This window comes from Cellulomonas alba, from assembly GCF_030362835.1.
GTDB lineage: Bacteria > Actinomycetota > Actinomycetes > Actinomycetales > Cellulomonadaceae > Cellulomonas > Cellulomonas alba.
The window spans coordinates 1,141,113-1,164,717 of sequence record NZ_JAUCGQ010000001.1 but is presented as its reverse complement, the minus strand read 5'-3'; the positions used below and the strand labels follow the sequence as shown (position 1 = coordinate 1,164,717).

Here is a 23,605-nt window from a genome sequence, read left to right as displayed (position 1 = left end):
CTCTGACGGCAGAGACAGGAGACAGCAATGGAAGCCAAGGCGAAGGCGCGGTTCGTCCGCGTCACGCCCCAGAAGGCCCGGCGCGTCGTGGACCTCATCCGTGGCAAGCGGGCCGACGAGGCCGTGGCGGTGCTGAAGTTCGCGCCGCAGGCGGCCGCCGAGCCGGTGCTCAAGACGGTGCAGTCCGCGATCGCGAACGCGACCGAGGGTGCCAAGCGCAACAACGAGCGCCTCGACCCGGCGGACCTCTACATCTCGGAGGTCTTCGTCGACGAGGGCCCGACGCTCAAGCGGTTCCGTCCCCGTGCGCAGGGTCGCGCGGGCCGGATCCTCAAGCGCACGAGCCACATCACGGTCGTCGTCGCTGCACGTGACGCGGCCAACTCCAAGGGAGGGACCCGCTAGTGGGACAGAAGGTCAACCCGCTCGGGTACCGCCTGGGCATCACGACGGACCACCGCTCGCGCTGGTTCGCTGACTCGACGAAGCCGGGCCAGCGCTACCGCGACTACGTCCGCGAGGACGTCCAGATCCGCAAGCTCATGAGCACGGGTCTGGAGCGCGCGGGCATCGCGAAGGTCGAGATCGAGCGCACGCGTGACCGCGTCCGTGTGGACATCCACACCGCGCGTCCGGGCATCGTGATCGGCCGCCGCGGCGCCGAGGCCGATCGCATCCGCGGCGAGCTCGAGAAGCTCACGGGCAAGCAGGTCCAGCTGAACATCCTCGAGGTGAAGAACGCCGAGATCGAGGCTCAGCTGGTCGCCCAGGGCATCGCCGAGCAGCTCGCGAGCCGCGTGTCGTTCCGTCGCGCCATGCGCAAGGGCATCCAGTCGGCGCAGCGCGCCGGCGCCAAGGGCATCCGTGTGCAGGTCTCGGGCCGCCTCGGCGGTGCGGAGATGAGCCGCACGGAGTTCTACCGCGAGGGTCGCGTGCCGCTGCACACGCTCCGCGCCAACATCGACTACGGGTTCTTCGAGGCTCGCACCACCTTCGGGCGCATCGGCGTCAAGGTGTGGGTCTACAAGGGCGACATGACGGAGAAGGAGTTCGCCCGCGAGCAGGCGACCCAGGCTCCGCGTCCGTCGCGTGGTCCTCGCACCGACCGTGGCGACCGGGGCGACCGTGGTCCCCGCGGTGGCCAGCGTCGCGAGCGCGAGTCCGCTCCCGCTGCTGAGGCCGTCGAGGCGAACCCCGAGGCGACCCCTGAGACCGGAACGGAGGCCTGAGCCGTGCTGATCCCCCGCCGACTCAAGCACCGCAAGCAGCACCACCCGGGGCGCTCCGGCGCCGCGACCGGTGGCACGACGATCTCGTTCGGTGACTACGGCATCCAGGCCCTCGAGCCCGCCTACGTCACGAACCGTCAGATCGAGGCTGCGCGTATCGCCATGACCCGCCACATCAAGCGTGGTGGGAAGGTCTGGATCAACATCTACCCGGACCGTCCCCTCACGAAGAAGCCCGCCGAGACCCGCATGGGTTCCGGCAAGGGCTCGCCCGAGTGGTGGATCGCCAACGTCAAGCCGGGCCGAGTGATGTTCGAGCTCGCCGGCGTCCCGGAGCCGCTCGCGCGTGAGGCCATGCGCCGCGCGCAGCACAAGCTCCCGATGAAGACCCGTTTCGTGGTTCGCGAGGGTGGTAACTGATGGCTATCGGCACCAAGGAGCTCGCTCCGACCGAGCTGGACGCCTTCGACGACGACAAGCTTGTCGCCGAGCTGAAGAAGGCCAAGGAGGAGCTGTTCAACCTCCGCTTCCAGTCGGCCACCGGCCAGCTCGAGAGCCACGGTCGGCTCAAGGCCGTCCGCCGCGACATCGCGCGGATCTACACGATCCTGCGTGAGCGCGAGCTCGGCATCCGTACCGCGCCGACCGCGAGCGAGTGAGGCAGAGATGACTGAGAAGCACACCACCGCCACGGCGGAGCACCGCGCGTACCGCAAGACGCGCCGCGGCTACGTCGTGAGCGACAAGATGCAGAAGACCGTCGTGGTCGAGGTCGAGGACCGGGTCAAGCACCCGCTCTACGGCAAGGTCCTGCGACGCACGAGCAAGGTCAAGGCGCACGACGAGCAGAACTCGGCGGGCATCGGCGACCTCGTCCTGATCATGGAGACCCGCCCGCTGTCCGCGACCAAGCGGTGGCGCGTCGTGGAGATCCTCGAGAAGGCCAAGTAACCAGCACCACCCCCAGTTGCCCACGGGCGGCGGGCGAGGGAGACCGGACCCGCCGCGACGTGTGCATCACGGCAACTATCCGTTCGGCCAGGCTGCGAGCTCCGGCTCGCAGAACCCGCCAGACGACAGGAGTAGGTAGATGATCCAGCAGGAGACGCGGCTGCGCGTCGCCGACAACACGGGTGCCAAGGAGATCCTCTGCATCCGCGTTCTCGGTGGCTCCGGCCGTCGCTACGCCGGTATCGGCGACGTCATCGTCGCCACCGTCAAGGACGCGATCCCCGGTGGCAACGTCAAGAAGGGCGACGTCGTCAAGGCCGTCGTCGTGCGCACGGTCAAGGAGCGCCGTCGTCCGGACGGCTCGTACATCAAGTTCGACGAGAACGCCGCCGTGATCCTCAAGAACGACGGGGAGCCCCGCGGCACCCGCATCTTCGGTCCCGTCGGCCGCGAGCTGCGTGACAAGAAGTTCATGAAGATCATCTCGCTGGCTCCGGAGGTGCTCTGACCATGGCGAAGATCAAGAAGGGCGACCTCGTGGTCGTCATCTCGGGCCGCGACAAGGGCCAGCAGGGCCGCGTCCTCGCGGTGCTCACCGAGTCGCAGCGTGTCGTGGTCGAGGGCGTCCAGCGCGTGCAGAAGCACGTCAAGGCCGGCCAGACGGCCCGCGGCACCCGCACCGGCGGCATCGAGACCGTCGAGGCCCCGATCCACATCAGCAACGTGATGCTGGTCGACCCGGAGACCAAGAAGGGCACCCGGGTCGGTTACCGCACCGAGCAGGTCGAGCGTGACGGCCGCACCCGGACGGTCCGCGTCCGCGTCGCCAAGCGTTCCGGGAAGGACATCTGATGAGCGACACGATCGTCGCCCCGGAGACCCCGCGGCTCAAGAAGCAGTACAACGACGAGATCAAGCCGGCGCTCTTCACGGAGTTCGCCCACGAGAACATCAACCAGGTCGCGCGGCTCGTCAAGGTCGTCGTGAACATGGGTGTGGGCGACGCCGCCAAGGACTCGAAGCTGATCGAGGGCGCGATCCGCGACCTCACGCAGATCACGGGCCAGAAGCCCCAGGTCACCAAGGCCCGCAAGTCCATCGCGCAGTTCAAGCTGCGCGAGGGCATGCCGATCGGCGCCCACGTGACGCTGCGCGGCGACCGCGCCTGGGAGTTCCTGGACCGCCTGGTCTCGACCGCCCTGCCGCGCATCCGCGACTTCCGCGGGCTGTCGCCGAAGCAGTTCGACGGGCACGGCAACTACACGTTCGGCCTCACGGAGCAGTCGGTCTTCCACGAGATCGACCAGGACCGGATCGACCGCGTCCGTGGCATGGACATCACCGTCGTGACGACGGCCGAGACGGACGACGAGGGCCGCGCGCTCCTCAAGGCGCTCGGCTTCCCGTTCAAGGAGAACTGACATGGCGAAGACCGCCCTGGTCAACAAGGCCGCCGGCAAGCAGAAGTTCGCGGTGCGTGCCTACACGCGCTGCCAGCGCTGCGGGCGTCCGCACTCGGTGTACCGCAAGTTCGGCCTGTGCCGGATCTGCGTGCGGGAGATGGCCCACCGTGGCGAGCTCCCCGGCGTCACCAAGAGCAGCTGGTAACTAGTTCCACCGACGTCGGTAGGTCCCGGCCCGCGAAGGCGGGTCGGGATACCCCGGCGAGAGAGGGCTGAAGCCCCCATGACCATGACCGACCCGATCGCAGACTTCCTGACGCGTCTGCGCAACGCGAACTCGGCGCACCACGACGAGGTGACCATCCCGTTCTCGAAGCTCAAGTCGAGCATCGCGGAGATCCTCAAGGCCGAGGGCTACATCGCGAGCTGGACCGTCGAGGACGCCCAGGTGGGCAAGAACCTCGTCGTGACGCTGAAGTACGGCCCCAACCGCGAGCGTGCGCTCGCCGGCGTGAAGCGCGTGTCCAAGCCGGGCCTGCGCGTGTACGCCAAGTCGACCAACCTGCCGAAGGTGCTCGGCGGCCTGGGCGTGGCGATCCTGTCCACGTCGTCCGGCCTCCTCACCGACAAGCAGGCCGCCAAGAAGGGCGTGGGTGGGGAAGTCCTCGCCTACGTCTGGTAACGAGACCGGAAGGAGAGAAGCCATGTCTCGAATCGGCAGAATCCCCGTCCCGGTCCCGGCCGGCGTGGACGTCAACATCGATGGTGCGGTCGTGACGGTGAAGGGCCCCAAGGGCACCCTCGCGCACACGGTTGCCGCGCCGATCCAGGTCGAGCGCAACGACGCCGGCGCCCTCGTGGTGTCGCGTCCGGATGACGAGCGCCTGTCGCGCTCGCTGCACGGCCTGACCCGCACGCTGCTCGCGAACCTCGTCACCGGGGTGACCGAGGGCTACGTCAAGAAGCTCGAGATCGTCGGCACCGGTTACCGCGTGACGGCCAAGGGCTCGGACCTCGAGTTCGCCCTCGGTTTCAGCCACCCGGTGCTGGTCACCCCGCCCGAGGGCATCACGTTCGTGGTCGAGGCCCCGACGCGCTTCTCGGTGCAGGGCATCGACAAGCAGCAGGTCGGCGAGGTCGCCGCGAACATCCGCAAGATCCGCAAGCCCGAGCCGTACAAGGGCAAGGGTGTGCGCTACGCGGGCGAGAACGTGCGCCGCAAGGTCGGAAAGGCTGGTAAGTAGGCCATGGCGATCAGCATCAAGGGCAAGGGCAAGGCGATCTCGCGCAAGCGTCGTCACCTCCGCCTGCGCAAGAAGGTCGTGGGCACGGCTGCCCGTCCCCGTCTCGTCGTGACCCGCTCCGCGCGGCACATCACGGCGCAGGTCGTGGACGACGCGATCGGCCAGACGGTGGCGTCCGCGTCGACCCTCGAGGCCGCGCTGCGCACCGCCGAGGGCGACAAGACCGCGAAGGCCCGCAAGGTCGGCGAGCTCGTCGCCGAGCGCGCGAAGGCCAAGGGCGTCGAGGCGGTCGTGTTCGACCGCGGCGGCAACAAGTACCACGGCCGCGTGGCCGCGGTTGCCGACGGCGCTCGCGAGAGCGGCCTGGCGCTGTGACGACGACGAACCGGAAGAAGAGGACTCACTGATGGCTGCTCCTGCACGCAGCAACACCGGTGCTCAGGGCACCGGCGGCGAGCGCCGTGACGGCGGTCGTCGTGACGGCGGTCGTCGCCAGGACGCCGCAGAGAAGAGCGCCTTCGTCGAGCGCGTCGTGACGATCAACCGTGTCGCGAAGGTCGTCAAGGGCGGCCGTCGCTTCAGCTTCACCGCGCTCGTCGTGGTGGGCGACGGTGACGGCACGGTCGGCGTCGGCTACGGCAAGGCCAAGGAGGTGCCCGCGGCGATCGCCAAGGGTGTCGAGGAGGCGAAGAAGAACTTCTTCCGCATCCCGCGCATCCAGGGCACCATCCCGCACCCCGTCCAGGGTGAGGCCGCTGCCGGCGTCGTGTACCTGCGCCCCGCGTCCCCCGGTACCGGCGTGATCGCCGGTGGTCCGGTGCGCGCGGTGCTCGAGTGCGCCGGCATCCACGACGTGCTGAGCAAGTCGCTCGGCTCGTCCAACTCCATCAACATCGTGCACGCGACGGTCCAGGCACTGCGCAACCTCGAGCAGCCTGAGGCCGTGGCCGCGCGCCGTGGTCTGCCGCTCGAGCACGTCGTGCCCGCGCCGCTGCTGCGCGCGCAGGCTGCCGGTCGTGCCGCCGCTGCGGAGAAGTCCGAGAAGGTGGGTGCGTGATGGCCCGTCTCAAGGTGACGCAGAAGCGTTCCGGCATCGGTGGCAAGCAGAACCAGCGCGACACGCTGCGCACGCTGGGCCTGAAGCGGATCGGCGACGTCGTCGTCAAGGAGGACCGTCCGGAGATCCGCGGCATGGTCCAGACCGTGCGCCACCTGGTCGCGGTCGAGGAGGTCGAGTGACCATGGCTGACGAGAAGCCCGAGGTGACCGAGGAGGCGAAGGCCCCCAAGGCCGCCGCCAAGAAGGCGCCCGCGAAGAAGGCGGACGCGGCCGAGGCCGCTCCGAAGGCGACGAGCAAGGCCGCCAAGGCCGAGGCCGCGGCGGACGAGAAGCCCGCCAAGGCTCCTGCTCGCACGTCCAAGGCGAAGGCCGAGGCCGCCGCCGAGGAGAAGCCGAAGGCTGCCGAGAAGAAGGCGCCGGCGAAGAAGACCGTGTCCGAGGCGGCGGCGAAGGCTGCGGCCGAGGCCGCTCAGCCGGGTGCCGGCGGCACGCTGAAGATCCACCACCTGCGTCCGGCCCCCGGCGCCAAGACCGCGAAGACCCGTGTCGGTCGCGGTGAGGCGTCGAAGGGCAAGACGGCCGGTCGTGGCACCAAGGGCACCAAGGCCCGCTACCAGGTGCCGGACCGGTTCGAGGGTGGCCAGATGCCGCTGCACATGCGCCTGCCGAAGCTGCGCGGCTTCAAGAACCCGTTCCGCGTCGAGTACCAGGTGGTCAACCTCGACCGCCTGTCGGCGCTGTACCCGGACGGTGGCGACGTGACCGTCGCCGACCTCGTCGCGAAGGGTGCGGTCCGCAAGGGCCAGCCCGTCAAGGTGCTCGGCACCGGCGAGATCTCCGTCAAGGTCGCCGTGGCCGTGGACGCCTACTCGGCGTCGGCCAAGGAGAAGATCGTCGCCGCCGGCGGAAGCGTCGCGCAGGACTGACACCAGCCGACGTCCGCACGGACGACAGCTCGAAGCGGGCGGTCCCGGGAGAGATCCCGGGGCCGCCCGCTTCGTCGTTCGCCGCGCTCGTAAGGGCCGGTGCCGCTGCCTCTGATCCCGGGGGCGGCCCGCTGGGGGCCGGCTCACGGCCGCCGAGGCGCTGTGGCGCATGCGCCCGTGGGGTCCGTAGTGCGGGCAGGGACGGCGCTGGGCCATTCGGAGGGTAGTCTGTCCCGGCGGTCCGTCCCGCTCAACGACGGCAACGGGGCCGAGGGACGGCCCAACTCAGCAGGAGGACGACAGGTGCTCAGTGCATTCGTTCGGGCGTTCCGCACGCCCGACCTGCGGCGAAAGCTGCTCTTCACGATCGGCATCATGGTCGTGTTCCGCATCGGCTCGTTCCTGCCGACGCCGGGCGTGAGCTACCCGAACGTCCAGAAGTGCATCGACCAGGCGGGCAACAACGACCTGCTCGGCATCGTCAACCTCTTCAGCGGCGGCGCGCTCCTGAAGCTGTCGGTGTTCTCGCTCGGGATCATGCCGTACATCACGGCGAGCATCATCATCCAGCTCCTGCGCGTGGTGATCCCCAAGTTCGAGGCGCTCCACCAGGAGGGCCAGTCCGGCACCGCGAAGCTGACGCAGTACACGCGGTACCTGACGATCGGCCTCGCGATCCTGCAGTCGACGACGATCATCGCCGTCGCGCGCAGCGGTCAGCTGTTCTCCGGCTGCCAGTACGACGTCATCCCCAACGACTCGTGGACGACGCTCCTCGTCATGGTCATCACGATGACCGCGGGCACCGGCCTCATCATGTGGCTCGGCGAGCTCATCACCGAGCGCGGCGTCGGCAACGGCATGTCGCTCCTCATCTTCACGTCGATCGCGGCGAACTTCCCGCAGGCCATGTGGTCGATCGCGGGCGGCAGCGGCGGCGCCGGCAAGTTCATCGTCGTGCTGGCGATCATCGTGCTCGTCATCGGTGCGGTCGTCTTCGTCGAGCAGTCGCAGCGCCGCGTGCCCGTGCAGTACGCGAAGCGCATGGTCGGTCGCCGCATGTACGGCGGCTCGAGCACCTACATCCCCATCAAGATCAACATGGCGGGCGTCATCCCGATCATCTTCGCGTCGTCGCTGCTGGCGATCCCGGGGCTGATCGCGCAGTTCGCCGACCAGTCGGCCGACTGGGTGCAGTGGCTGAGCCGGAACCTCGTGCCGCAGAGCGCGCCGCTCCACCTCGCGCTGTACGTCCTGCTGATCATCTTCTTCTGCTACTTCTACACGGCCATCACGTTCAACCCGGACGAGGTCGCCGACAACATGAAGAAGTACGGCGGCTTCATCCCCGGCATCCGTGCCGGGCGTCCGACCGCCGAGTACCTCGACTACGTGATCACGCGCATCACCGCGCCCGGCTCGATCTACCTCGCGATCGTCGCGCTGATCCCGACGCTCGCGTTCGTGGCGCTCAACGTCACGCAGAACATCCCGTTCGGTGGCTCGTCGATCCTCATCGTCGTGGGCGTCGGCCTCGAGACCGTCAAGCAGATCGAGTCGCAGCTGCAGCAGCGGCACTACGAAGGGTTCCTGCGGTGAGCGCGCGCCTCGTGCTGCTCGGCCCGCCCGGAGCGGGCAAGGGCACCCAGGCCGCGCGCCTGGCCGAGAAGCTCGGTGTGCCGGCCATCTCGACGGGCGACATCTTCCGGTCGAACATCAAGAACGGCACCGAGCTCGGCAAGAAGGTCCAGGAGGTGACCGCCTCGGGTCGCCTGGTCTCCGACGAGCTGACGAACGAGCTCGTCCGCGACCGCCTGGCGCAGCAGGACGCGGCCGAGGGCTTCCTGCTCGACGGCTACCCGCGCAACCCGGCACAGGTCGCCGCGCTCGACGAGATCCTCGGCGCCGAGCACCGGGTGGACCTCGCGGTCGAGATCACGGCCGACGTCGACGCGGTCACCGAGCGCCTGCTCAAGCGCGCGCAGATCGAGGGCCGCGCCGACGACACGGAGGACGTCATCCGGCACCGCCTCGACGTCTACGCCGAGCAGACCGCGCCCGTCTCGGCGCTCTACGCCGACCGCGGGCTGCTCGTCCAGGTCGACGGCATCGGTCAGGTCGACGAGGTCACGCAGCGCCTCCTCGACGCCATCGGTCCGCGCTGAGGCGATGTTCGGCAGGGAGCGGATCGAGCTCAAGACGCCCGACCAGGTGCGCCTCATGCGGCGCGCCGGGCTCGTCGTGGCGGCGGCGCTCGACGAGGTCCGCGCGGCGGCCCGTGCCGGCGTGACGACCGGTGACCTCGACGCGCTCGCGGCGCGCGTGATCCGCGCGCACGGCGCGACCCCGTCGTTCCTCGGCTACGAGGGCTACCCCGCGACGCTGTGCGTGTCGGTCAACGACGAGGTCGTGCACGGGATCCCCGGGCCGCGCGTGCTCGAGGCGGGCGACGTGGTGTCGGTCGACTGCGGCGCGATCGTCGACGGATGGCACGGCGACTCGGCCGTGACGGTCGTGCTCGACGGCGGGGATGCGGGTGACGCGGCGCTTGCGGCGACGACCGAGCGCGCCCTGTGGGCCGGCATCGCCGCGCTCGCCGGCGGCGACCGGCTCGGCGTCGTCGGCCACGCGGTCGAGGAGGTCGTGGACGCCGCGCAGGCGGCGGGGGAGAACGGCGGCGAGCGGTACGGCATCGTCGAGGAGTACGTGGGTCACGGCATCGGGACCGCGATGCACCAGCCGCCGGACGTCCTCAACTACCGCGCGCGCGACCGCGGGCCGAGGATCCAGCCGGGGATGTGCGTCGCGATCGAGCCGATGGTCGTGCGCGGCGCGCGGTTCACCGACGTGCTGGACGACGACTGGACGGTCGTGACGCAGGACGGCTCGCGTGCGGCGCACTGGGAGCACTCCGTCGCGATCCTCGAGGGCGGCATCTGGGTGCTGACCGCGCACGACGGCGGCGCCGAGCGGCTCGCCGAGCTGGGCGTGGAGATCGCTCCGCTCGACTGATAGGCCGCCGCGACCTCGCGCGACGCGCACGGGCGCCCCGCTGGGGGTGGTGCACCCGCGCCGTGGCGCTCGTCACCCGGCGGACGACGTTCGCCGGTCGGCCGCCGCGACCTGCGGGGACGTCGACGGGCGTCGCGGGCGTCACCGCTGCGGGCGTTTCGTCGTGCGGCGCCGATGACGTAAGATTGCCCGTTGGGTGTCTGTGTCCAGCGTCCGGTGCTGCCGGTGGCGACGAGCGTCATGCTCCGAGTCGCACGGTGTCAGGGCGTGGTGCGGCACTCTCCACGAACGAGTCGACCGCCCGGCTGTGCCGGGGGGCGCGGGTCGGTCGTGGGCCGATTCGACCGACAGTTAGCGGAGGACATGGCCAAGAAGGACGGCGTCATCGAGATCGAGGGCAGCGTTGTCGAGGCTCTGCCGAACGCGATGTTCCGCGTGGAGCTCACGAACGGGCACAAGGTGCTCGCCCACATCTCGGGCAAGATGCGACAGCACTACATCCGGATCCTCCCTGAGGACCGTGTGGTCGTCGAGCTGAGCCCGTACGACCTGTCCCGCGGCCGGATCGTCTACCGGTACAAGTAACCACCACGACACGCCGTCACGCCGGGCTCGCCCGGGAAGCGGCGGCGGAGGAGACCATGAAGGTCAAGCCGAGCGTCAAGAAGATCTGCGACAAGTGCAAGGTGATCCGCCGGCACGGTCGCGTCCAGGTGATCTGCGAGAACCTGCGCCACAAGCAGCGCCAGGGCTGAGCAGCCACCAGCACCACCCGGGAGACTGACGCCTCCCACCCAGGCCCGCACCGCGGGCTGCAAGCGCACCGCCACTTCGACGGTCCGGCCCAGCCGTGACCGCCGTCGAACCCCCGGCTCGGAGGCCGGGGCCCGCAGGACCGCGGGAGGACGGTGCGGCAGACCTCCGATCAGTACAGGAGCCACCAGGCACATGGCACGTCTCATCGGCGTCGACCTCCCCCGCGAGAAGCGGCTGGAGATCGCGCTCACCTACATCTACGGGGTCGGCCGCACGCGCGCGCTCGAGACCCTGAAGGCCACCGGCATCAGCGGCGACATCCGCGTGAAGGACCTCGGCGACACCGAGCTCGTCGCGCTCCGCGACTACCTCGAGGCGAGCTACAAGCTCGAGGGTGACCTCCGCCGCGAGGTCGCTGCCGACATCCGTCGCAAGGTCGAGATCGGCTGCTACGAGGGTCTGCGGCACCGCCGTGGTCTCCCGGTGCGCGGCCAGCGCACCAAGACCAACGCGCGTACCCGCAAGGGCCCGAAGCGCACCGTGGCCGGCAAGAAGAAGGCCGGGCGCAAGTAGCCCCCTGCCGGCGCGGGCGACCCTGCCCCCGGCACCTCGACCCGTAGACGAAAGAAGAGAAGCAGATGCCTCCCAAGACTCGTGCCAGCGTGCGCAAGCCGCGCCGCAAGGAGAAGAAGAACGTCTCCCACGGCCAGGCGCACATCAAGAGCACGTTCAACAACACCATCGTGTCCATCACCGACCCGTCGGGCGCCGTGATCGCCTGGGCGTCGTCGGGCCAGGTGGGCTTCAAGGGCTCGCGCAAGTCGACGCCGTTCGCCGCGCAGCTCGCCGCCGAGGCCGCCGCGCGTCGTGCCCAGGAGCACGGCATGAAGAAGGTCGACGTCTTCGTGAAGGGCCCGGGCTCGGGCCGCGAGACGGCGATCCGCTCGCTGCAGGCGACCGGCCTCGAGGTCGGCTCGATCCAGGACGTGACGCCCCAGGCGCACAACGGCTGCCGTCCGCCGAAGCGTCGCCGCGTCTGACCCTCGTTCCCCGGGGACCCTCGTGGTCCCCGGGGACATCAGCGTTGCTGGGCGTGCGGACCGAGGCACGTCCAGTCGGCAGTACTGCGGAGCGTCATATGGCGGACGCCCGCTGAGAGGAACCCCACCGTGCTCATCGCACAGCGCCCCACCCTGACCGAAGAGGTCATCTCGGAGAACCGGTCGCGGTTCTCCATCGAGCCGCTCGAGCCCGGCTTCGGCTACACGCTCGGCAACTCGCTGCGTCGGACGCTCCTGTCCTCCATCCCCGGTGCCGCTGTCACGTCCATCCGGATCGACGGCGTGCTGCACGAGTTCTCGACCGTGCCGGGTGTCAAGGAGGACGTCACCGAGATCATCCTCAACATCAAGCAGCTCGTCGTCTCCTCGGAGAACGACGAGCCGGTCGTGATGTACCTGCGCAAGCAGGGTGCGGGTGAGGTCACCGCGGCGGACATCGTGCCGCCGGCCGGTGTCGAGGTGCACAACACCGACCTGCACCTGGCCACGCTGAACGACAAGGGCAAGCTCGAGATCGAGCTGACCGTCGAGCGCGGCCGTGGCTACGTGTCGGCGGCGCAGAACAAGTCGTTCGACGCGGAGATCGGCCGGATCCCGGTCGACTCGATCTACTCGCCGGTCCTCAAGGTGACCTACAAGGTCGAGGCGACGCGTGTCGAGCAGCGCACGGACTTCGACAAGCTCATCGTCGACGTCGAGACGAAGCTCGCGATCAGCCCGCGTGACGCGCTCGCGTCGGCCGGCAAGACGCTCGTGGAGCTCTTCGGGCTCGCGCGTGAGCTGAACGTCGAGGCCGAGGGCATCGAGATCGGCCCGTCGCCGACGGACGCCGCGCTCGCGGCGGACCTGGCGCTGCCGATCGAGGACCTGCAGCTGACGATCCGCTCGTACAACTGCCTCAAGCGTGAGGGCATCCACACCGTGGGTGAGCTCGTGGCGCGCAGCGAGGCCGACCTCATGGACATCCGCAACTTCGGTCAGAAGTCCATCACCGAGGTCAAGGAGAAGCTGGCCGAGCTGGGGCTCACGCTCAAGGACGGCACGCTCGACTTCGACTCGTCGGCCGGTTACTACGGCGACGACGAGGGCGACTTCGTCGAGGACGAGAACTTCTGACGCCGGGGAGCGCGCCGCCTAGCGGCGGTGCGCAGCCCATCACTGGAACTCAAGGAGACACACAATGCCTACGCCCACCAAGGGTCCCCGGCTCGGTGGCGGACCGGCGCACGAGCGGCTGATCCTCGCGAACCTCGCGACGCAGCTGTTCGAGAACAAGCGCATCACGACCACCGAGGCGAAGGCCAAGCGCCTTCGCCCGCTCGCCGAGCGTCTCATCACGTTCGCCAAGCGTGGCGACCTGCACGCGCGTCGTCGCGTCATGACGGTCGTCAAGGACAAGGGTGTCGTGCACCAGCTGTTCACGGAGATCGCGCCTGCGGTCGCCGAGCGTCAGGGTGGCTACACGCGCATCACCAAGATCGGCCCCCGCAAGGGTGACAACGCGCCGATGGCCGTGATCGAGCTCGTGCTCGAGCCGCTCTCGCCGAAGCAGGCCGTCGTCCGCGAGGCGACGAAGACCGCCGCGAAGGCGGCGCCGAAGAAGGCCGCCGCCGAGGCGCCGGTCGAGGCCCCCGCCGAGGAGACGCCGGTCGTCGAGGCCGACGAGGCCGCGAGCGAGGAGACCCCCGCCGAGGCCGAGGCGCCCGCCGCCGAGGCCGGCGACGAGGCTGCCGCCGACGAGGCCGACAAGGCCTGACGCACCGCCTGACGACGAAGGCCCGGACCCCGCGAGGGTCCGGGCCTTCGTCGTTGCCTCGCACGCCCGGAGCGTCAGGCCGGCGGTAGCGTCCGCTGGTGGACGTTCCCGTGGTGCTGGTGCACGGGCTGCGCGCGTCGCGCACGATGTGGCGACGCCAGCTCGCCGCGCTCGAGCGCCTGGGCATCCCGGCGCTCGCCGTCGACCTGCCCGGTCACGGCGCGCGCGTCGGTGGGACGTTCACCGTCGACGACGGCGTCGCCACGATCGAGCGCGCGGTCGACGAGCTCGGCGGGTCGGCGCTGGTCGTCGGGGTGTCGCTCGGGGCGTACGTCGCGATCGCGCACGCCGCGCGACGGCCGGACCAGGTCGCCGGGCTCGTCGCTGCCGCGTGCTCGACCCGGCCGCACCGGCTCGTCGTCGCCGCGTGGTCCCGCGCCGCGGCGGTGCTCGAGGGGTTCGCGGACCACGGCGCGGCCGTCAACGACTGGTTCGTCGCGCACACGATCCCCGCCGCCGGCGCCCGCGACCTCGCGGCAGGCGGCTACGCGCTCGAGGCCACGACCGGCGTGCTGCGTGCGATGGCGCGTGAGGACCCGGTCGCCGACCTGCGCGCGGTGCAGGCTCCGGTGTGGCTCGTCAACGGCCGGTTCGACCACTTCCGCGGCGAGGAGCGGCGGTTCCTCGCGGCGTGCCGGGACGGGCGGCTCGTCGTGGTGCCGGGCGCGACGCACCTGGTGAACCTGACCCAGCCGGTGCGGTTCACGCGCGTGCTGCTCGAGGTGCACGCGGAGGTCTCGGCGCGCTGAGGGCGTGGGCGGGCCCGCGGACGGGGTCGGGTGCGGTGAGGGCGGTGCGCGTCAGCGGAGCGACCAGGCGCGCACGCCGCCGACGATGCCGGCCTCGTTCGGCACGACGACCACGTCGTCGCCGAGCCGGTCGAGCACGGGCGGCGTGATCCGACGCGCGTTGCCTCCGCCGAGGTAGAGGCGGTCCCAGTGGACGACGGGTCGCAGCCCGTCGACCACGCGGCGCACGCGGCGGGACCACAGGCCGTCTCCCAGCCGGGCGCGCTCCGGCTGGCCGATGTAGGCGTCGTACGTCACGCCCCACCGCACCGGCGCGTGCGACCACTCGAGGTGCGGTGCGAGCGTGCCGCCGTCGAAGAGGGCCGAGCCGAGGCCCGTGCCGAGCGTCAGCACCAGCTCGACCCCGGTGCCGGAGACGACGCCCGCGCCGTGCACCTCGGCGTCGTTGAGGACGAGCGTCGGGACGCCGAGGCGCTCCTCGAGCATCGCGCGGATGTCGCAGCCCGCCCACGCGGCGCCGAGCCCGGCGTCGACCGCGCTGCGCGGGCCGGACCGCGTCACATAGTGCGGCGTCGCCACGACCACGCCGTGACGGATCATGCCCGGCATGCCGACGGTCGCGCGGTGCGCGGGTGGCAGCCCGGCGGCGAGGTCGGCGACCGCGTCGACGAGCCGCGTCGGCGGGAGCGGGTACGGCGTGGGGATGCGCACGCGCGGGGCGTGCATCGTGCCGCCGGCGTCGAGGACCGACGCCTTGAGGCCGCTGCCCCCGCAGTCGACCGCGAGCGTGAACGGTTCGCCCGGCATGGGGTCACGGTACTGGCGCACCGGGCCGCAGGCGGGGCAGGACGCCGCACGCCGAGCGGCCGCGGTGGGCGGTAGTAACGACGCGCCCTGGCGGGTCTGGAACCGCCGAGGCGTTCTCGACGGAGAACTGGGCGTGCAGCGGGCGCGGGACGCCGGACGCCGAGCGGCGTGAGCGGGCGGCTAGCGTGTGCGTGTGACGAGCGAGCCGCCGAGCGACGAGAACCCCGTCCGCCTGCGGCTCGACCTCGCGTACGACGGCTCCGCGTTCGCGGGCTGGGCGCGACAGCCCGGGCTGCGCACGGTGCAGGGCCTGCTCGAGGACGCGCTCGCGACCGTGCTGCGGACCGCGGCGCACGGCGTGCCGGACCCGCGCGTGACGGTGGCGGGGCGCACCGACGCCGGGGTCCACGCGCGCGGTCAGGTGGCGCACGTCGACGTGCCGGCGGCGGTGCTCGACGCGACGCGCGGGCGCACTGCGCGGAGCGCGACGGACGCACTCGTGACGCGCCTGGCGGGGGTCCTGCCGCCGGACCTCGTGGTGCACCGCGTGGCGGTCGCGCCCGACGGCTTCGACGCGCGCTTCTCGGCGCTGCGCCGCCGGTACGCGTACCGGATCTGCGACGACCCGGCCGCGCGCGACCCGCTCACCCGGACCGCGGTGCTGTGGCACCGCCGCCCGCTCGACGTCGCGGCGATGGACGAGGCCGCGCGCGGGCTGGTCGGGCGCCACGACTTCGCGGCCTACTGCAAGCCGCGCGAGGGCGCGACGACGATCCGGACGCTCGAGCTCTTCGGGTGGACCCGTGCCGCCGACGGGCCCGACGCGGGGCTCGTGGTGGCCCGCGTCCAGGCCGATGCCTTCTGCCACTCCATGGTCCGGTCGCTGGTCGGCGCGAGCCTCGCCGTGGGCGAGGGACGCCGTCCTGTCTCGTGGCCGGTCGAGCTGCTCGTCGCCGGGCGGCGGGACGCCGCGGCACACGTCGTGGCGCCGCACGGGCTGACGCTCGAGGAGGTGGGCTACCCGTCGGACGACGAGCTCGCCCGACGGGCGGAGCAGACGCGCGCTCGCCGGGCCTCGCACGACGTCGACCCGTCGCCTCTCGCGGTGGCCGCCGCGCGCGCCGCCGAGTGCGGCTGCGAGTGACGCCTCGATCAGACGACGAGGACCACGGCCAACGTCGCCATCACCGCCGCGACCGCGACGTCGAGCACCTGCCACGCGCGCGGCCGCGCGAACACGGGCCGCAGCAGCCCGGCGCCGAACCCGAGCGCCGTGAACCACAGCACGCTGGCCGTGCCCGCGCCGGCGGCGAACGCCCAGGGCTGGGTCCGCTGGCCCGCGAGGCTGCCGAGCAGGACGACGGTGTCGAGGTACACGTGCGGGTTGAGGAACGTGAGCGCGAGGCACGTGCCGAGCACGGGGGCGAGCCGCGCCGGCCCGCTCGCCGCGGGGTCGAGCCGCTCCGGCCGCCGCACGCGCAGGATCGCCAGGACGGCGAGCGTCGCGAGGAACGCGGCCCCGCCGTACCGCGCGGCGGTCAGCGCCGCGGGATGGCGGTGGACCAGTGCGCCCAGCCCGGCGGTGCCCGCGCCGATGAGCAGCAGGTCGGCGGCCACGCAGACCGCGACGACCGCACCGACGTGCTCGCGACGCACGCCCTGCCGCAGCACGAACGCGTTCTGGGCGCCGATCGCGACGATCAGGGAGAGCCCGGCGAGCAGGCCGGCGAGGGCGGAGGGCACGCCCAGACCCTAGGCAAGGCGGAACATGAAGGCCAATGAAGGATTGTTCGGCATCTGTAGCGTTGCTTCATGAACTCGTTCCCGCCGGACCAGCTCGCCGCGCTCGCGGCCGTCGTCGACGAGGGCACGTTCGAACGCGCCGCCGCGCGCCTGGCCGTCACGCCGTCCGCGGTGAGCCAGCGGGTGCGCGCGCTCGAGCAGGCTGTCGGCCAGGTGCTCGTCGTGCGCTCCCGGCCGGTCCGCGCCACCGCCGCCGGCACGGTCCTCGTGCGGCTGGCGGGCCAGGTCGGCCTCCTGACGCAGGACGCGTGGGCGGCCCTCGACCCGACGCCACCGGGGTTCGCCGACGTCCGCCACCGGATCGCGCTCGCGGTGAACGCCGACTCGCTCGCCACCTGGTTCCCGGCGGCGCTCGCGGACCTGCCGCCGGCGATCGTGGTCGACGTCCGTCGTGCCGACCAGGACGCGACGGCCGAGCTGCTGCGCTCGGGCGCGGTGATCGCCGCCGTCACGGCCGACGCCGAGCCGGTGCAGGGCTGCCGCTCGCAACCCCTCGGCGCGATGCGCTACCGGGCGATGGCAGCCCCCGCGTTCCGCGAGCGGTGGTTCGCGTCGGGCGTCGCCGCGGCGAGCCTGGTCCACGCACCGGTCGTGGCGTTCGCGCCCGACGACCTGCTGCAGCACCGGTACGCGGCGCTCGTGGCGGGCGACGAGGGCGAGCGGGCGGTCGCGGCCGCCGCCGTCCACCACGTGCCCTCGACTGCGGCCTTCGTCGCGCTGGTGGCCGCCGGGCTCGGGTGGGGGATGGTGCCGGAGCAGGACGCGCAGCGCCGCGCCGACGCGGGGGAGCTCGTCGACCTCGACACGGAGCGCTGGCTCGACGTCCCGCTGCACTGGCAGCGGTGGTCCGTGCGGACGCCGACGCTCGACGAGATCACGCGCCGCGTGACGGCCGCAGCGCGCGCCGTGCTCCGGCGGCCCGGCTGACGAACGGGCTACTCGTCCTCGTCGTCCCGGTAGCGCGTGTCGTCGACGTACTCCTCCTCGACGAGGTGCACCGCGGCCTCCTCGGCCGAGGCGGCGCCGCCCGACACCCCCGCGTCGATCGCGAACTCGTCGGTGCCGCCCGCCTCGACCGCGTCGTCGTCGGCCACCAGGCGACCCGCCCGGAGCTCCTCGCGGTCGCCGCTGACGCGCGGCCGCTGCTCCCAGACCTCGGGCTCCTCCTGGCCGATGCGCTGGTCGATCGTCTCGCGGTGCTGCTCCTCCCACGACGTCTCGCCGTAGTGGTTCGACCGCGGGCGCTCGGGCGGCGAGTAGCCCTCGTCGAGCAGGTCGTCGACCCCGCGCTCGAGCAGGGTGTCGTCCAGCGTCAGCTGGTCGTTGTCGCCCTCGGCGCCGCTCTCGGGATCGGGACTCGTGCCGGTGGTGTCATCGCTCATGCGACCGACCCTCGCACCTGCGCGGCGGCCACGCCAGGGGGGCGGGCCGACGTCCCTCGTGCGGCTCTCGAGCCACCGCAGGAGGGGGCGGCCGGTGCCCGAAGTCCCCGACGGGCACCGGCCGCGGCTCGCGGCGTCAGCCGATCCAGGGCGTCGGCGACGGCGGTGCGACGCGGGCGGGCCGGTCGTCGCACGTGATGGTGTTCGGCAGCTCCCACGGCGCGAGCCAGGGGCCCGTCGTGTTCGTCCCTGAGCTGTCGTTGCCGCCGAGGTCGACGACCGAGAACTCGGAGCCCGCGGGCGTGAAGTGGAACGACCCGCAGCTGTTGATGCCGACGGCTCCGACGTTCCGCGCGTCGACGTCCTCGAACGTCGCCGATCCCGCGACGCGCGCGCTGAGCACCGACGTCCCGGTGCCGTCCACACGGTCGTGCGCGAAGTGCACGTCCGAGATCGTGTACAGGTCCTTGACGCCGTAGTCGGACACGAGCATCAGCGCGTTGTAGGTGCTGTCGAGGAAGTGGTCGCCCGTCACCTGGATGTCGGCGTCGATCGTCCGCTCGAGCGCGTAGATCCACAGCGCGCCGAGCCCGATGTTCCAGTTCAGGTCGAGGTTCCCGCCGCGGACCGTGGTGTTGTCGGTGATCCAGAGGTGGCCCGTGAACGCCTCGGCGCCGAACCTCGAGCCGGCGTGGATGGTCGAACCCTCGCGCTGGGTGTCGGCGAGCAGGCTGTTCGACAGCGTGTTGTCGGTGCCGCCGTAGAACGCGACGGCGTTGGCGAGGGTCGGCGTCTGGACCGTCACGTGGTCGAACGAGTTGCCGACGTCCTCGACCTTGTCGGACCACATCGCGAGCGCGTCGTCTCCCGTGTTCCGGACGAACGTGTTGCGCACCGAGGAGCTCGTCACGCCGGTGTGGAAGTTGACGCCGTCGGCGATCTGGTCGGCGATCTGCGTGTTGCGGATCTGCAGGTTCGTCGCGGGGCCGTCGATCCAGACGCCGACCTTCGTGTGGTGGACGTACAGACCGTCGACGGTCGAGTCGGAGAGCGCGCCGCCGATGCCGTTCACCTGGTCGGTGTCGACGCGCTCGCGGACGTCGCCCTCGATCGCGAAGCCCGACAGGTGCACGTCGTGGCTGCCGCCGACGCTCGCGTCCTTGCCGTAGAACCCCACGCCGGTGTGCACGGACCCGTCGGCGGCGGGCGTCGCGAGCGCGACCTCGCGGCCCTTGATGACCGTCCACCACGAGCCGGCGCCCTCGATCGTCACGTGGTCGACGACGACGTGCCGGTTCACCTGGTACGTGCCCGGCGGCACGTAGACCTTGAGGTGGTGCTTCTGCGCGAACGCGATCGCCTTGTCGAACGCGCCGGCCGAGTCGCGACGGCCCGTCGGGTCGGCGCCGAACAGCAGCACGTTCGAGGCGACGAGGTCGACCTTCGGCGCGCCGACCACCTGTGTGTCGACCACGTCGATCGTCGTCGGTGCCGCGCCCTGGGGTGCCGTGAGGCGGATGGTCTGGCCGGCCTTGACCGTCCGGCCCAGCAGCACGCGCTGCTCGTCGTAGAAGTGGAACGGCCGGAACGGGGCGGCGAACGTCGTGGTCGTGCCCGGGACGCAGCCGCACTCGGTGGTCCACCAGTCCGGCTGGATCGACGTGGTGAGGCGCGGGTCGTTGCTGAACGGGTACGCGTTGTAGAGCCACGAGTACTGCGACGTCAGCGTGACGGTCCGGTCGGGCCCGCCCGGCGCCTTGACGACGAGGGGCGACGTGATGCCGCCACCGGCGGGTGCGTCGGGGATGGAGTAGCGCACGGTGATCGCGTTCGCCGCGGCCGGCAGGCGGAGCTCGACGTACTGCCCGGGCGCGAGGGTCACGGCGGAGCGGCCCGACGCCTCGGACGCGAGGGTGTACGCGTCGCGGCTCGGCGCGAGGACGGTGCCCGTCGTCGTGGCGTTCTCGGCCTCGAGCTCGGTGAACCCGAGGTCTGCCCCCCGGCCTGCGACGGTCGCAGGGTCGAGACCCGCGCGGGTCGCCGGGGTGGGGGCCGCCGGCGCGGCGGACGCGAGCGTGGCGCCGGCGACGAGCGTGCCGGCGGCGAGCCCGACGGCTGCGAGCCCGCCGACGAGTCTGCGCGCGGAGGGGACGGGGGAGGCCAGACGCGCGCGGCGTCGGGCCGGGAGCGGACCAGTCATCGTTGACTCGTTTCTGTCTCGGGCGGGCGGCTCCGTCGCCGCCCTTCGGGCACCCCCTGGCAGAGCGAAGCCGACATTAGGGGCATCGTTCGCGAACTCACAAGCAGTAGACCGGGTGTTTCTACGATCTGTTCGTTTCTTGCAGCAAACGCGCAACTGGGCGCAACGATTGCGCTGGTGCGGTGCGCAGCCGGCCGTCGAGACTGTCCACATGGCCCACCTCGACGTCGCCGGCATCGGCGTCACGCTGCCCGACGGTCGGCCCCTGCTCCGCGACGTCTCGTTCCGCGTGGGCGACGGGCAGCGCGTCGCGCTCGTCGGGCCGAACGGCGCCGGCAAGTCGACGCTGCTGCGGATCGTCGCGGGGGACGAGCCCGCACCGATCGGCGGAGTGACGCGCTCGGGCGGCCTCGGCGTCATGCGCCAGGACATCGGACGGGTCGACGACGACCGCAGCGTGCGCGACCTGCTCGCGTCGCTCGCCGACCCGGCCGTGGCGGCCGCGGCCCGCGAGCTGGCCGAGGCCGAGCTCGGGATCATGGAGGTCGACGACGAGCCCGCCCAGCTCCGGTACGCGCAGGCGCTCGCGGACTGGGCCGACGTCGGTGGCTACGACGCCGAGCTCGCGTGGGACCGGATCACGCAGGCGGTGCTCGGCGAGGACTTCGAGCGCGCCCAGCACCGCGACGTCCGCCGCCTCTCGGGCGGCGAGCAGAAGCGGCTCGTCCTCGAGGCCCTGCTGCGCGGACCGACCGAGGTGCTGCTGCTGGACGAGCCCGACAACGCGCTCGACGTCCCGACGAAGCGCTGGCTCGAGGACCGCCTCGTGGCGAGCGGGCGCACCATGCTGTTCGTCAGCCACGACCGCGAGCTCCTCGCGCGCGTCGCGACCCACGTCGTCACGCTCGAGCCCGGACCGGCGGGCGCGACCGCGTGGGTGCACGGCGGAGGGTTCGCCACCTACGGGCAGGCGCGCGAGGACCGGCGCGCGCGCCTCGAGGAGCTGCTGCGCCGCTGGGAGGAGGAGCACGTCAAGCTCCGCGAGCTCGTCGTGGCGCTCAAGCAGCGAGCGACCTTCAACGACGGGATGTCGAGCCGCTACCAGGCGGCCGTGACGCGGCTGCGCAAGTTCGAGGAGGTCGGGCCGCCGACGCTGCTGGCGCGCGACCAGGCGGTGCAGGTCCGGCTGCGCGGCGGGCGGACGGCCAAGCGCGCCGTGGTCGCCTCGGCTCTCGAGCTCACGGGTCTCCTGCGGCCGTTCGACGTCGAGGTGTGGTTCGGCGAGCGGGTCGCGCTGCTCGGTGCCAACGGCACGGGCAAGTCGCACCTCCTGCGCCTGCTCGCCGCGGGCGGCACCGATCCCGGGCCCGAGCACGAGCCCGCGGGGGACGTCGCCGTCGACCCGGTGGCCCACACCGGCAGCGCCGTGCTCGGCTCGCGCGTCCGACCCGGCTGGTTCGCGCAGAACCACGCGCACCCCGAGCTCGTCGGGCGCACCCTGCTCGAGATCCTGCACCGGGGCGACGCGCACCGCCGTGGCCTGCCGCGTGACGAGGCGAGCCGCGCGCTCGACCGCTACGAGCTCGTCGACGCCGCGCAGCAGGCCTACGAGACGTTGTCGGGCGGGCAGCAGGCGCGGTTCCAGATCCTGCTGCTCGAGCTCGGCGGCGCCACGCTGCTGCTGCTCGACGAGCCGACCGACAACCTCGACCTGCACTCCGCCGAGGCGCTCGAGCGCGGGCTCGCCGCGTTCGAGGGGACCGTCCTCGCGGTGACGCACGACCGGTGGTTCACGCGGACGTTCGACCGGTTCCTGGTGGTCCGGGACGACGGCACCGTCGTCGAGACCCGCGAGGCCGTGTGGGACGTCGCCCGGGCCGCGCGGGCGTGACGCCCCGCCGGCCGCGGCCCCGCGCGGGCGACGGCGACGGCGTGGGTCTGCGCGGCCAGGGCGCGCAAGGTCACGTCCCGCGGTTTTGACCCTCGTCCCGCCCGGCCGCTACCCTGGTGTGTCGTTGTGCGTCCCCGCACGCGTGCCGGTGTACTCAGCACCCGCCGCTGTGGTCGACATGGTGTCCCACTCGCCGGTCACGGATGCGCCACCACGCCATTCATCGGCGGACCCGTGCACTACGGGCACCGCCGCGACCGCAACACGAAACGAAGGCTACGACCGTGCGCACGTACACCCCGAAGCCCGGCGACGTCGAGCGGACCTGGTACGTCATCGACGCGACCGATGTCGTCCTGGGCCGCCTGGCCACTCATGTGGCCACGCTGCTGCGCGGCAAGCACAAGGCCACCTTCGCGCCGCACGTCGACGGCGGTGACTTCGTCATCGTCATCAACGCGGAGAAGGTCGCCCTCACCGGCAACAAGCGCGAGACCAAGCTCGCGTACCGCCACTCCGGCTACCCGGGCGGTCTGCGCGCCACGGCGTACTCGGAGCTCCTCGAGAAGCACCCCGAGCGGGCTATCGAGAAGGCCGTCCGCGGCATGCTCCCCAAGAGCTCGCTCGGCAGCCAGCAGCTCGGCAAGCTCAAGGTCTACCGCGGCGCGGAGCACCCGCACGCGGCCCAGCAGCCGAAGCCCTTCGAGATCACCCAGGTCGCGCAGCAGGCCTGAGCCTCGCGCGTAGAGACGACAGGAACAGCACGTGGCAGAGACGACGGTCGACATCGACCTCGAGGGTGACGAGACCCCGACCAGCTACACCAGCGAGACGACGGCGCCCGCGGGCCGCGGTCAGTCGCTGACCGCCCCGGGCCAGGCGCTCGGTCGCCGCAAGGAGGCGGTCGCTCGCGTCCGCCTGGTGCCCGGCACCGGCCAGTGGAAGATCAACGGCCGCACCCTCGAGGACTACTTCCCGAACAAGGTGCACCAGCAGCTCGTGAACTCCCCGCTGAAGCTCGTGGACGTCGAGGGTCGCTTCGACGTCGTCGCGCGCATCAACGGCGGCGGCGTCTCGGGCCAGGCCGGCGCGCTGCGCCTGGGCATCGCCCGTGCGCTCAACGCGATCGACGCCGAGCACAACCGTCCGGCGCTGAAGAAGGCCGGCTTCCTGACCCGCGACGCCCGCGTGGTCGAGCGCAAGAAGGCCGGTCTCAAGAAGGCCCGCAAGGCCCCGCAGTACTCCAAGCGCTGATCTTTCGCGCTTCTCCCGGCGGCCCCGTCGGTCCAGCGGACCAACGGGGCCGTCGGCATATC

Annotated in this window: 34 protein-coding genes; 30 read left to right on the top strand and 4 right to left on the bottom strand. The window is 71.7% G+C overall.

Annotated elements, in window-relative coordinates; all coding sequences use genetic code 11:
* Positions 1-27 precede the first annotated feature (27 nt).
* The 25 genes from rplV to QRT04_RS05120 all read left to right on the top strand — a co-directional run bounded on the left by rplV (position 28) and on the right by QRT04_RS05120 (position 14,206).
* Positions 28-405, top strand: coding sequence for a 50S ribosomal protein L22 (gene rplV, locus QRT04_RS05240; protein WP_289454046.1), 378 nt, complete (start codon positions 28-30; stop codon positions 403-405).
* Positions 405-1,229, top strand: coding sequence for a 30S ribosomal protein S3 (gene rpsC / locus QRT04_RS05235; protein ID WP_289454044.1), 825 nt, complete (start codon positions 405-407; stop codon positions 1,227-1,229). The genes rplV and rpsC overlap by 1 nt, the downstream gene beginning before the upstream one ends.
* A 3-nt stretch (positions 1,230-1,232) precedes the next feature.
* Positions 1,233-1,649, top strand: coding sequence for a 50S ribosomal protein L16 (gene rplP / locus QRT04_RS05230; protein WP_214349222.1), 417 nt, complete (start codon positions 1,233-1,235; stop codon positions 1,647-1,649).
* Complete coding sequence (gene rpmC, locus QRT04_RS05225; protein WP_289454037.1) at positions 1,649-1,888, top strand: 50S ribosomal protein L29; 240 nt, start codon at positions 1,649-1,651, stop codon at positions 1,886-1,888. The genes rplP and rpmC overlap by 1 nt, the downstream gene beginning before the upstream one ends.
* 7 nt (positions 1,889-1,895) lie before the next feature.
* Positions 1,896-2,180 carry a 30S ribosomal protein S17 gene (gene rpsQ / locus QRT04_RS05220; RefSeq protein WP_289454036.1) on the top strand — a complete coding sequence of 95 codons (285 nt, stop codon included), beginning with the start codon at positions 1,896-1,898 and terminating at the stop codon, positions 2,178-2,180.
* Between the two features lie 139 nt (positions 2,181-2,319).
* Positions 2,320-2,688, top strand: a complete 369-nt coding sequence (gene rplN, locus QRT04_RS05215; protein ID WP_289454034.1) for a 50S ribosomal protein L14 — start codon at positions 2,320-2,322, stop codon at positions 2,686-2,688.
* A gap of 2 nt (positions 2,689-2,690) precedes the next feature.
* Complete coding sequence (gene rplX, locus QRT04_RS05210; protein ID WP_289454033.1) at positions 2,691-3,032, top strand: 50S ribosomal protein L24; 342 nt, start codon at positions 2,691-2,693, stop codon at positions 3,030-3,032.
* The gene (rplE, locus tag QRT04_RS05205; RefSeq protein ID WP_289454031.1) at positions 3,032-3,601 is read left to right on the top strand and encodes a 50S ribosomal protein L5; all 570 of its coding nucleotides are present in this window, start codon (positions 3,032-3,034) and stop codon (positions 3,599-3,601) included. Before rplX ends, rplE begins: the two co-directional genes overlap by 1 nt.
* A gap of 1 nt (position 3,602) precedes the next feature.
* Positions 3,603-3,788, top strand: coding sequence for a type Z 30S ribosomal protein S14 (locus QRT04_RS05200; RefSeq protein WP_289454030.1), 186 nt, complete (start codon positions 3,603-3,605; stop codon positions 3,786-3,788).
* Positions 3,789-3,866: 78 nt separating this feature from the next.
* Positions 3,867-4,265, top strand: a complete 399-nt coding sequence (gene rpsH / locus QRT04_RS05195; protein WP_289454028.1) for a 30S ribosomal protein S8 — start codon at positions 3,867-3,869, stop codon at positions 4,263-4,265.
* A gap of 22 nt (positions 4,266-4,287) precedes the next feature.
* The gene (rplF, locus tag QRT04_RS05190; protein ID WP_289454027.1) at positions 4,288-4,827 is read left to right on the top strand and encodes a 50S ribosomal protein L6; all 540 of its coding nucleotides are present in this window, start codon (positions 4,288-4,290) and stop codon (positions 4,825-4,827) included.
* Between the two features lie 3 nt (positions 4,828-4,830).
* Positions 4,831-5,202 (top strand): 50S ribosomal protein L18, encoded by a 372-nt coding sequence (gene rplR / locus QRT04_RS05185; protein WP_289454026.1) that lies wholly within the window; start codon positions 4,831-4,833, stop codon positions 5,200-5,202.
* 31 nt (positions 5,203-5,233) lie between these two features.
* Complete coding sequence (gene rpsE, locus QRT04_RS05180; RefSeq protein ID WP_289454025.1) at positions 5,234-5,884, top strand: 30S ribosomal protein S5; 651 nt, start codon at positions 5,234-5,236, stop codon at positions 5,882-5,884.
* The gene (gene rpmD, locus QRT04_RS05175; protein ID WP_130779977.1) at positions 5,884-6,066 is read left to right on the top strand and encodes a 50S ribosomal protein L30; all 183 of its coding nucleotides are present in this window, start codon (positions 5,884-5,886) and stop codon (positions 6,064-6,066) included. Before rpsE ends, rpmD begins: the two co-directional genes overlap by 1 nt.
* Positions 6,067-6,068: 2 nt before the next feature.
* The gene (gene rplO / locus QRT04_RS05170) at positions 6,069-6,812 is read left to right on the top strand and encodes a 50S ribosomal protein L15 (protein WP_289454023.1); all 744 of its coding nucleotides are present in this window, start codon (positions 6,069-6,071) and stop codon (positions 6,810-6,812) included.
* A 303-nt stretch (positions 6,813-7,115) separates the two neighbouring features.
* Positions 7,116-8,411, top strand: coding sequence for a preprotein translocase subunit SecY (secY, locus tag QRT04_RS05165; protein WP_289454022.1), 1,296 nt, complete (start codon positions 7,116-7,118; stop codon positions 8,409-8,411).
* A complete protein-coding gene (locus QRT04_RS05160; protein WP_289454020.1) occupies positions 8,408-8,977 on the top strand; it encodes an adenylate kinase in 570 nt (189 codons plus the stop codon). Before secY ends, QRT04_RS05160 begins: the two co-directional genes overlap by 4 nt.
* 4 nt (positions 8,978-8,981) lie before the next feature.
* Complete coding sequence (gene map, locus QRT04_RS05155; RefSeq protein ID WP_289454019.1) at positions 8,982-9,824, top strand: type I methionyl aminopeptidase; 843 nt, start codon at positions 8,982-8,984, stop codon at positions 9,822-9,824.
* A gap of 363 nt (positions 9,825-10,187) precedes the next feature.
* Positions 10,188-10,409: a translation initiation factor IF-1 gene (gene infA, locus QRT04_RS05150; RefSeq protein WP_013770189.1), complete on the top strand. Its 222-nt coding sequence runs from the start codon at positions 10,188-10,190 to the stop codon at positions 10,407-10,409.
* Between the two features lie 56 nt (positions 10,410-10,465).
* Positions 10,466-10,579 carry a 50S ribosomal protein L36 gene (rpmJ, locus tag QRT04_RS05145; protein WP_013117849.1) on the top strand — a complete coding sequence of 38 codons (114 nt, stop codon included), beginning with the start codon at positions 10,466-10,468 and terminating at the stop codon, positions 10,577-10,579.
* A 193-nt stretch (positions 10,580-10,772) separates the two neighbouring features.
* Positions 10,773-11,153 carry a 30S ribosomal protein S13 gene (rpsM, locus tag QRT04_RS05140; RefSeq protein WP_289454017.1) on the top strand — a complete coding sequence of 127 codons (381 nt, stop codon included), beginning with the start codon at positions 10,773-10,775 and terminating at the stop codon, positions 11,151-11,153.
* Between the two features lie 65 nt (positions 11,154-11,218).
* On the top strand, positions 11,219-11,620 hold the full coding sequence (rpsK, locus tag QRT04_RS05135; RefSeq protein ID WP_289454015.1) for a 30S ribosomal protein S11: 402 nt from the start codon (positions 11,219-11,221) through the stop codon (positions 11,618-11,620).
* 129 nt (positions 11,621-11,749) lie between these two features.
* Complete coding sequence (locus QRT04_RS05130; RefSeq protein WP_289454013.1) at positions 11,750-12,757, top strand: DNA-directed RNA polymerase subunit alpha; 1,008 nt, start codon at positions 11,750-11,752, stop codon at positions 12,755-12,757.
* Positions 12,758-12,821: 64 nt separating this feature from the next.
* Positions 12,822-13,397, top strand: a complete 576-nt coding sequence (gene rplQ / locus QRT04_RS05125) for a 50S ribosomal protein L17 (RefSeq protein WP_289454011.1) — start codon at positions 12,822-12,824, stop codon at positions 13,395-13,397.
* Between the two features lie 98 nt (positions 13,398-13,495).
* Positions 13,496-14,206: an alpha/beta fold hydrolase gene (locus QRT04_RS05120; protein WP_289454010.1), complete on the top strand. Its 711-nt coding sequence runs from the start codon at positions 13,496-13,498 to the stop codon at positions 14,204-14,206.
* A gap of 51 nt (positions 14,207-14,257) precedes the next feature.
* On the opposite strand, the gene QRT04_RS05115 is transcribed toward QRT04_RS05120, so the two are convergent.
* Complete coding sequence (locus tag QRT04_RS05115) at positions 14,258-15,013, bottom strand: ROK family protein (protein WP_289454008.1); 756 nt, start codon at positions 15,011-15,013, stop codon at positions 14,258-14,260.
* 193 nt (positions 15,014-15,206) lie between these two features.
* On the opposite strand from QRT04_RS05115, the gene truA reads away from it, so the two are divergent.
* The gene (gene truA, locus QRT04_RS05110) at positions 15,207-16,157 is read left to right on the top strand and encodes a tRNA pseudouridine(38-40) synthase TruA (protein WP_289454007.1); all 951 of its coding nucleotides are present in this window, start codon (positions 15,207-15,209) and stop codon (positions 16,155-16,157) included.
* A gap of 8 nt (positions 16,158-16,165) precedes the next feature.
* On the opposite strand, the gene QRT04_RS05105 is transcribed toward truA, so the two are convergent.
* On the bottom strand, positions 16,166-16,756 hold the full coding sequence (locus tag QRT04_RS05105; RefSeq protein WP_289454004.1) for a LysE/ArgO family amino acid transporter: 591 nt from the start codon (positions 16,754-16,756) through the stop codon (positions 16,166-16,168).
* Between the two features lie 69 nt (positions 16,757-16,825).
* Here QRT04_RS05105 and QRT04_RS05100 point away from each other — a divergent pair, with 69 nt between their 5' ends.
* The gene (locus QRT04_RS05100) at positions 16,826-17,743 is read left to right on the top strand and encodes a LysR family transcriptional regulator ArgP (protein WP_289454003.1); all 918 of its coding nucleotides are present in this window, start codon (positions 16,826-16,828) and stop codon (positions 17,741-17,743) included.
* 8 nt (positions 17,744-17,751) lie between these two features.
* Here the strand turns inward: QRT04_RS05100 and QRT04_RS05095 are convergent, their stop codons facing one another.
* Both QRT04_RS05095 and QRT04_RS05090 read right to left on the bottom strand, forming a co-directional pair.
* Positions 17,752-18,198, bottom strand: a complete 447-nt coding sequence (locus tag QRT04_RS05095) for a DUF5709 domain-containing protein (protein ID WP_289454002.1) — start codon at positions 18,196-18,198, stop codon at positions 17,752-17,754.
* Positions 18,199-18,334: 136 nt separating this feature from the next.
* On the bottom strand, positions 18,335-20,398 hold the full coding sequence (locus QRT04_RS05090; RefSeq protein WP_289454000.1) for a glycosyl hydrolase family 28-related protein: 2,064 nt from the start codon (positions 20,396-20,398) through the stop codon (positions 18,335-18,337).
* Between the two features lie 211 nt (positions 20,399-20,609).
* On the opposite strand from QRT04_RS05090, the gene QRT04_RS05085 reads away from it, so the two are divergent.
* The 3 genes from QRT04_RS05085 to rpsI all read left to right on the top strand — a co-directional run bounded on the left by QRT04_RS05085 (position 20,610) and on the right by rpsI (position 23,543).
* A complete protein-coding gene (locus tag QRT04_RS05085) occupies positions 20,610-22,289 on the top strand; it encodes an ATP-binding cassette domain-containing protein (RefSeq protein WP_289453999.1) in 1,680 nt (559 codons plus the stop codon).
* 284 nt (positions 22,290-22,573) lie between these two features.
* Positions 22,574-23,023 (top strand): 50S ribosomal protein L13, encoded by a 450-nt coding sequence (rplM, locus tag QRT04_RS05080; protein WP_289453998.1) that lies wholly within the window; start codon positions 22,574-22,576, stop codon positions 23,021-23,023.
* A 31-nt stretch (positions 23,024-23,054) separates the two neighbouring features.
* Positions 23,055-23,543 carry a 30S ribosomal protein S9 gene (gene rpsI, locus QRT04_RS05075; RefSeq protein ID WP_289453997.1) on the top strand — a complete coding sequence of 163 codons (489 nt, stop codon included), beginning with the start codon at positions 23,055-23,057 and terminating at the stop codon, positions 23,541-23,543.
* The last annotated feature ends 62 nt before the right edge of the window (positions 23,544-23,605 follow it).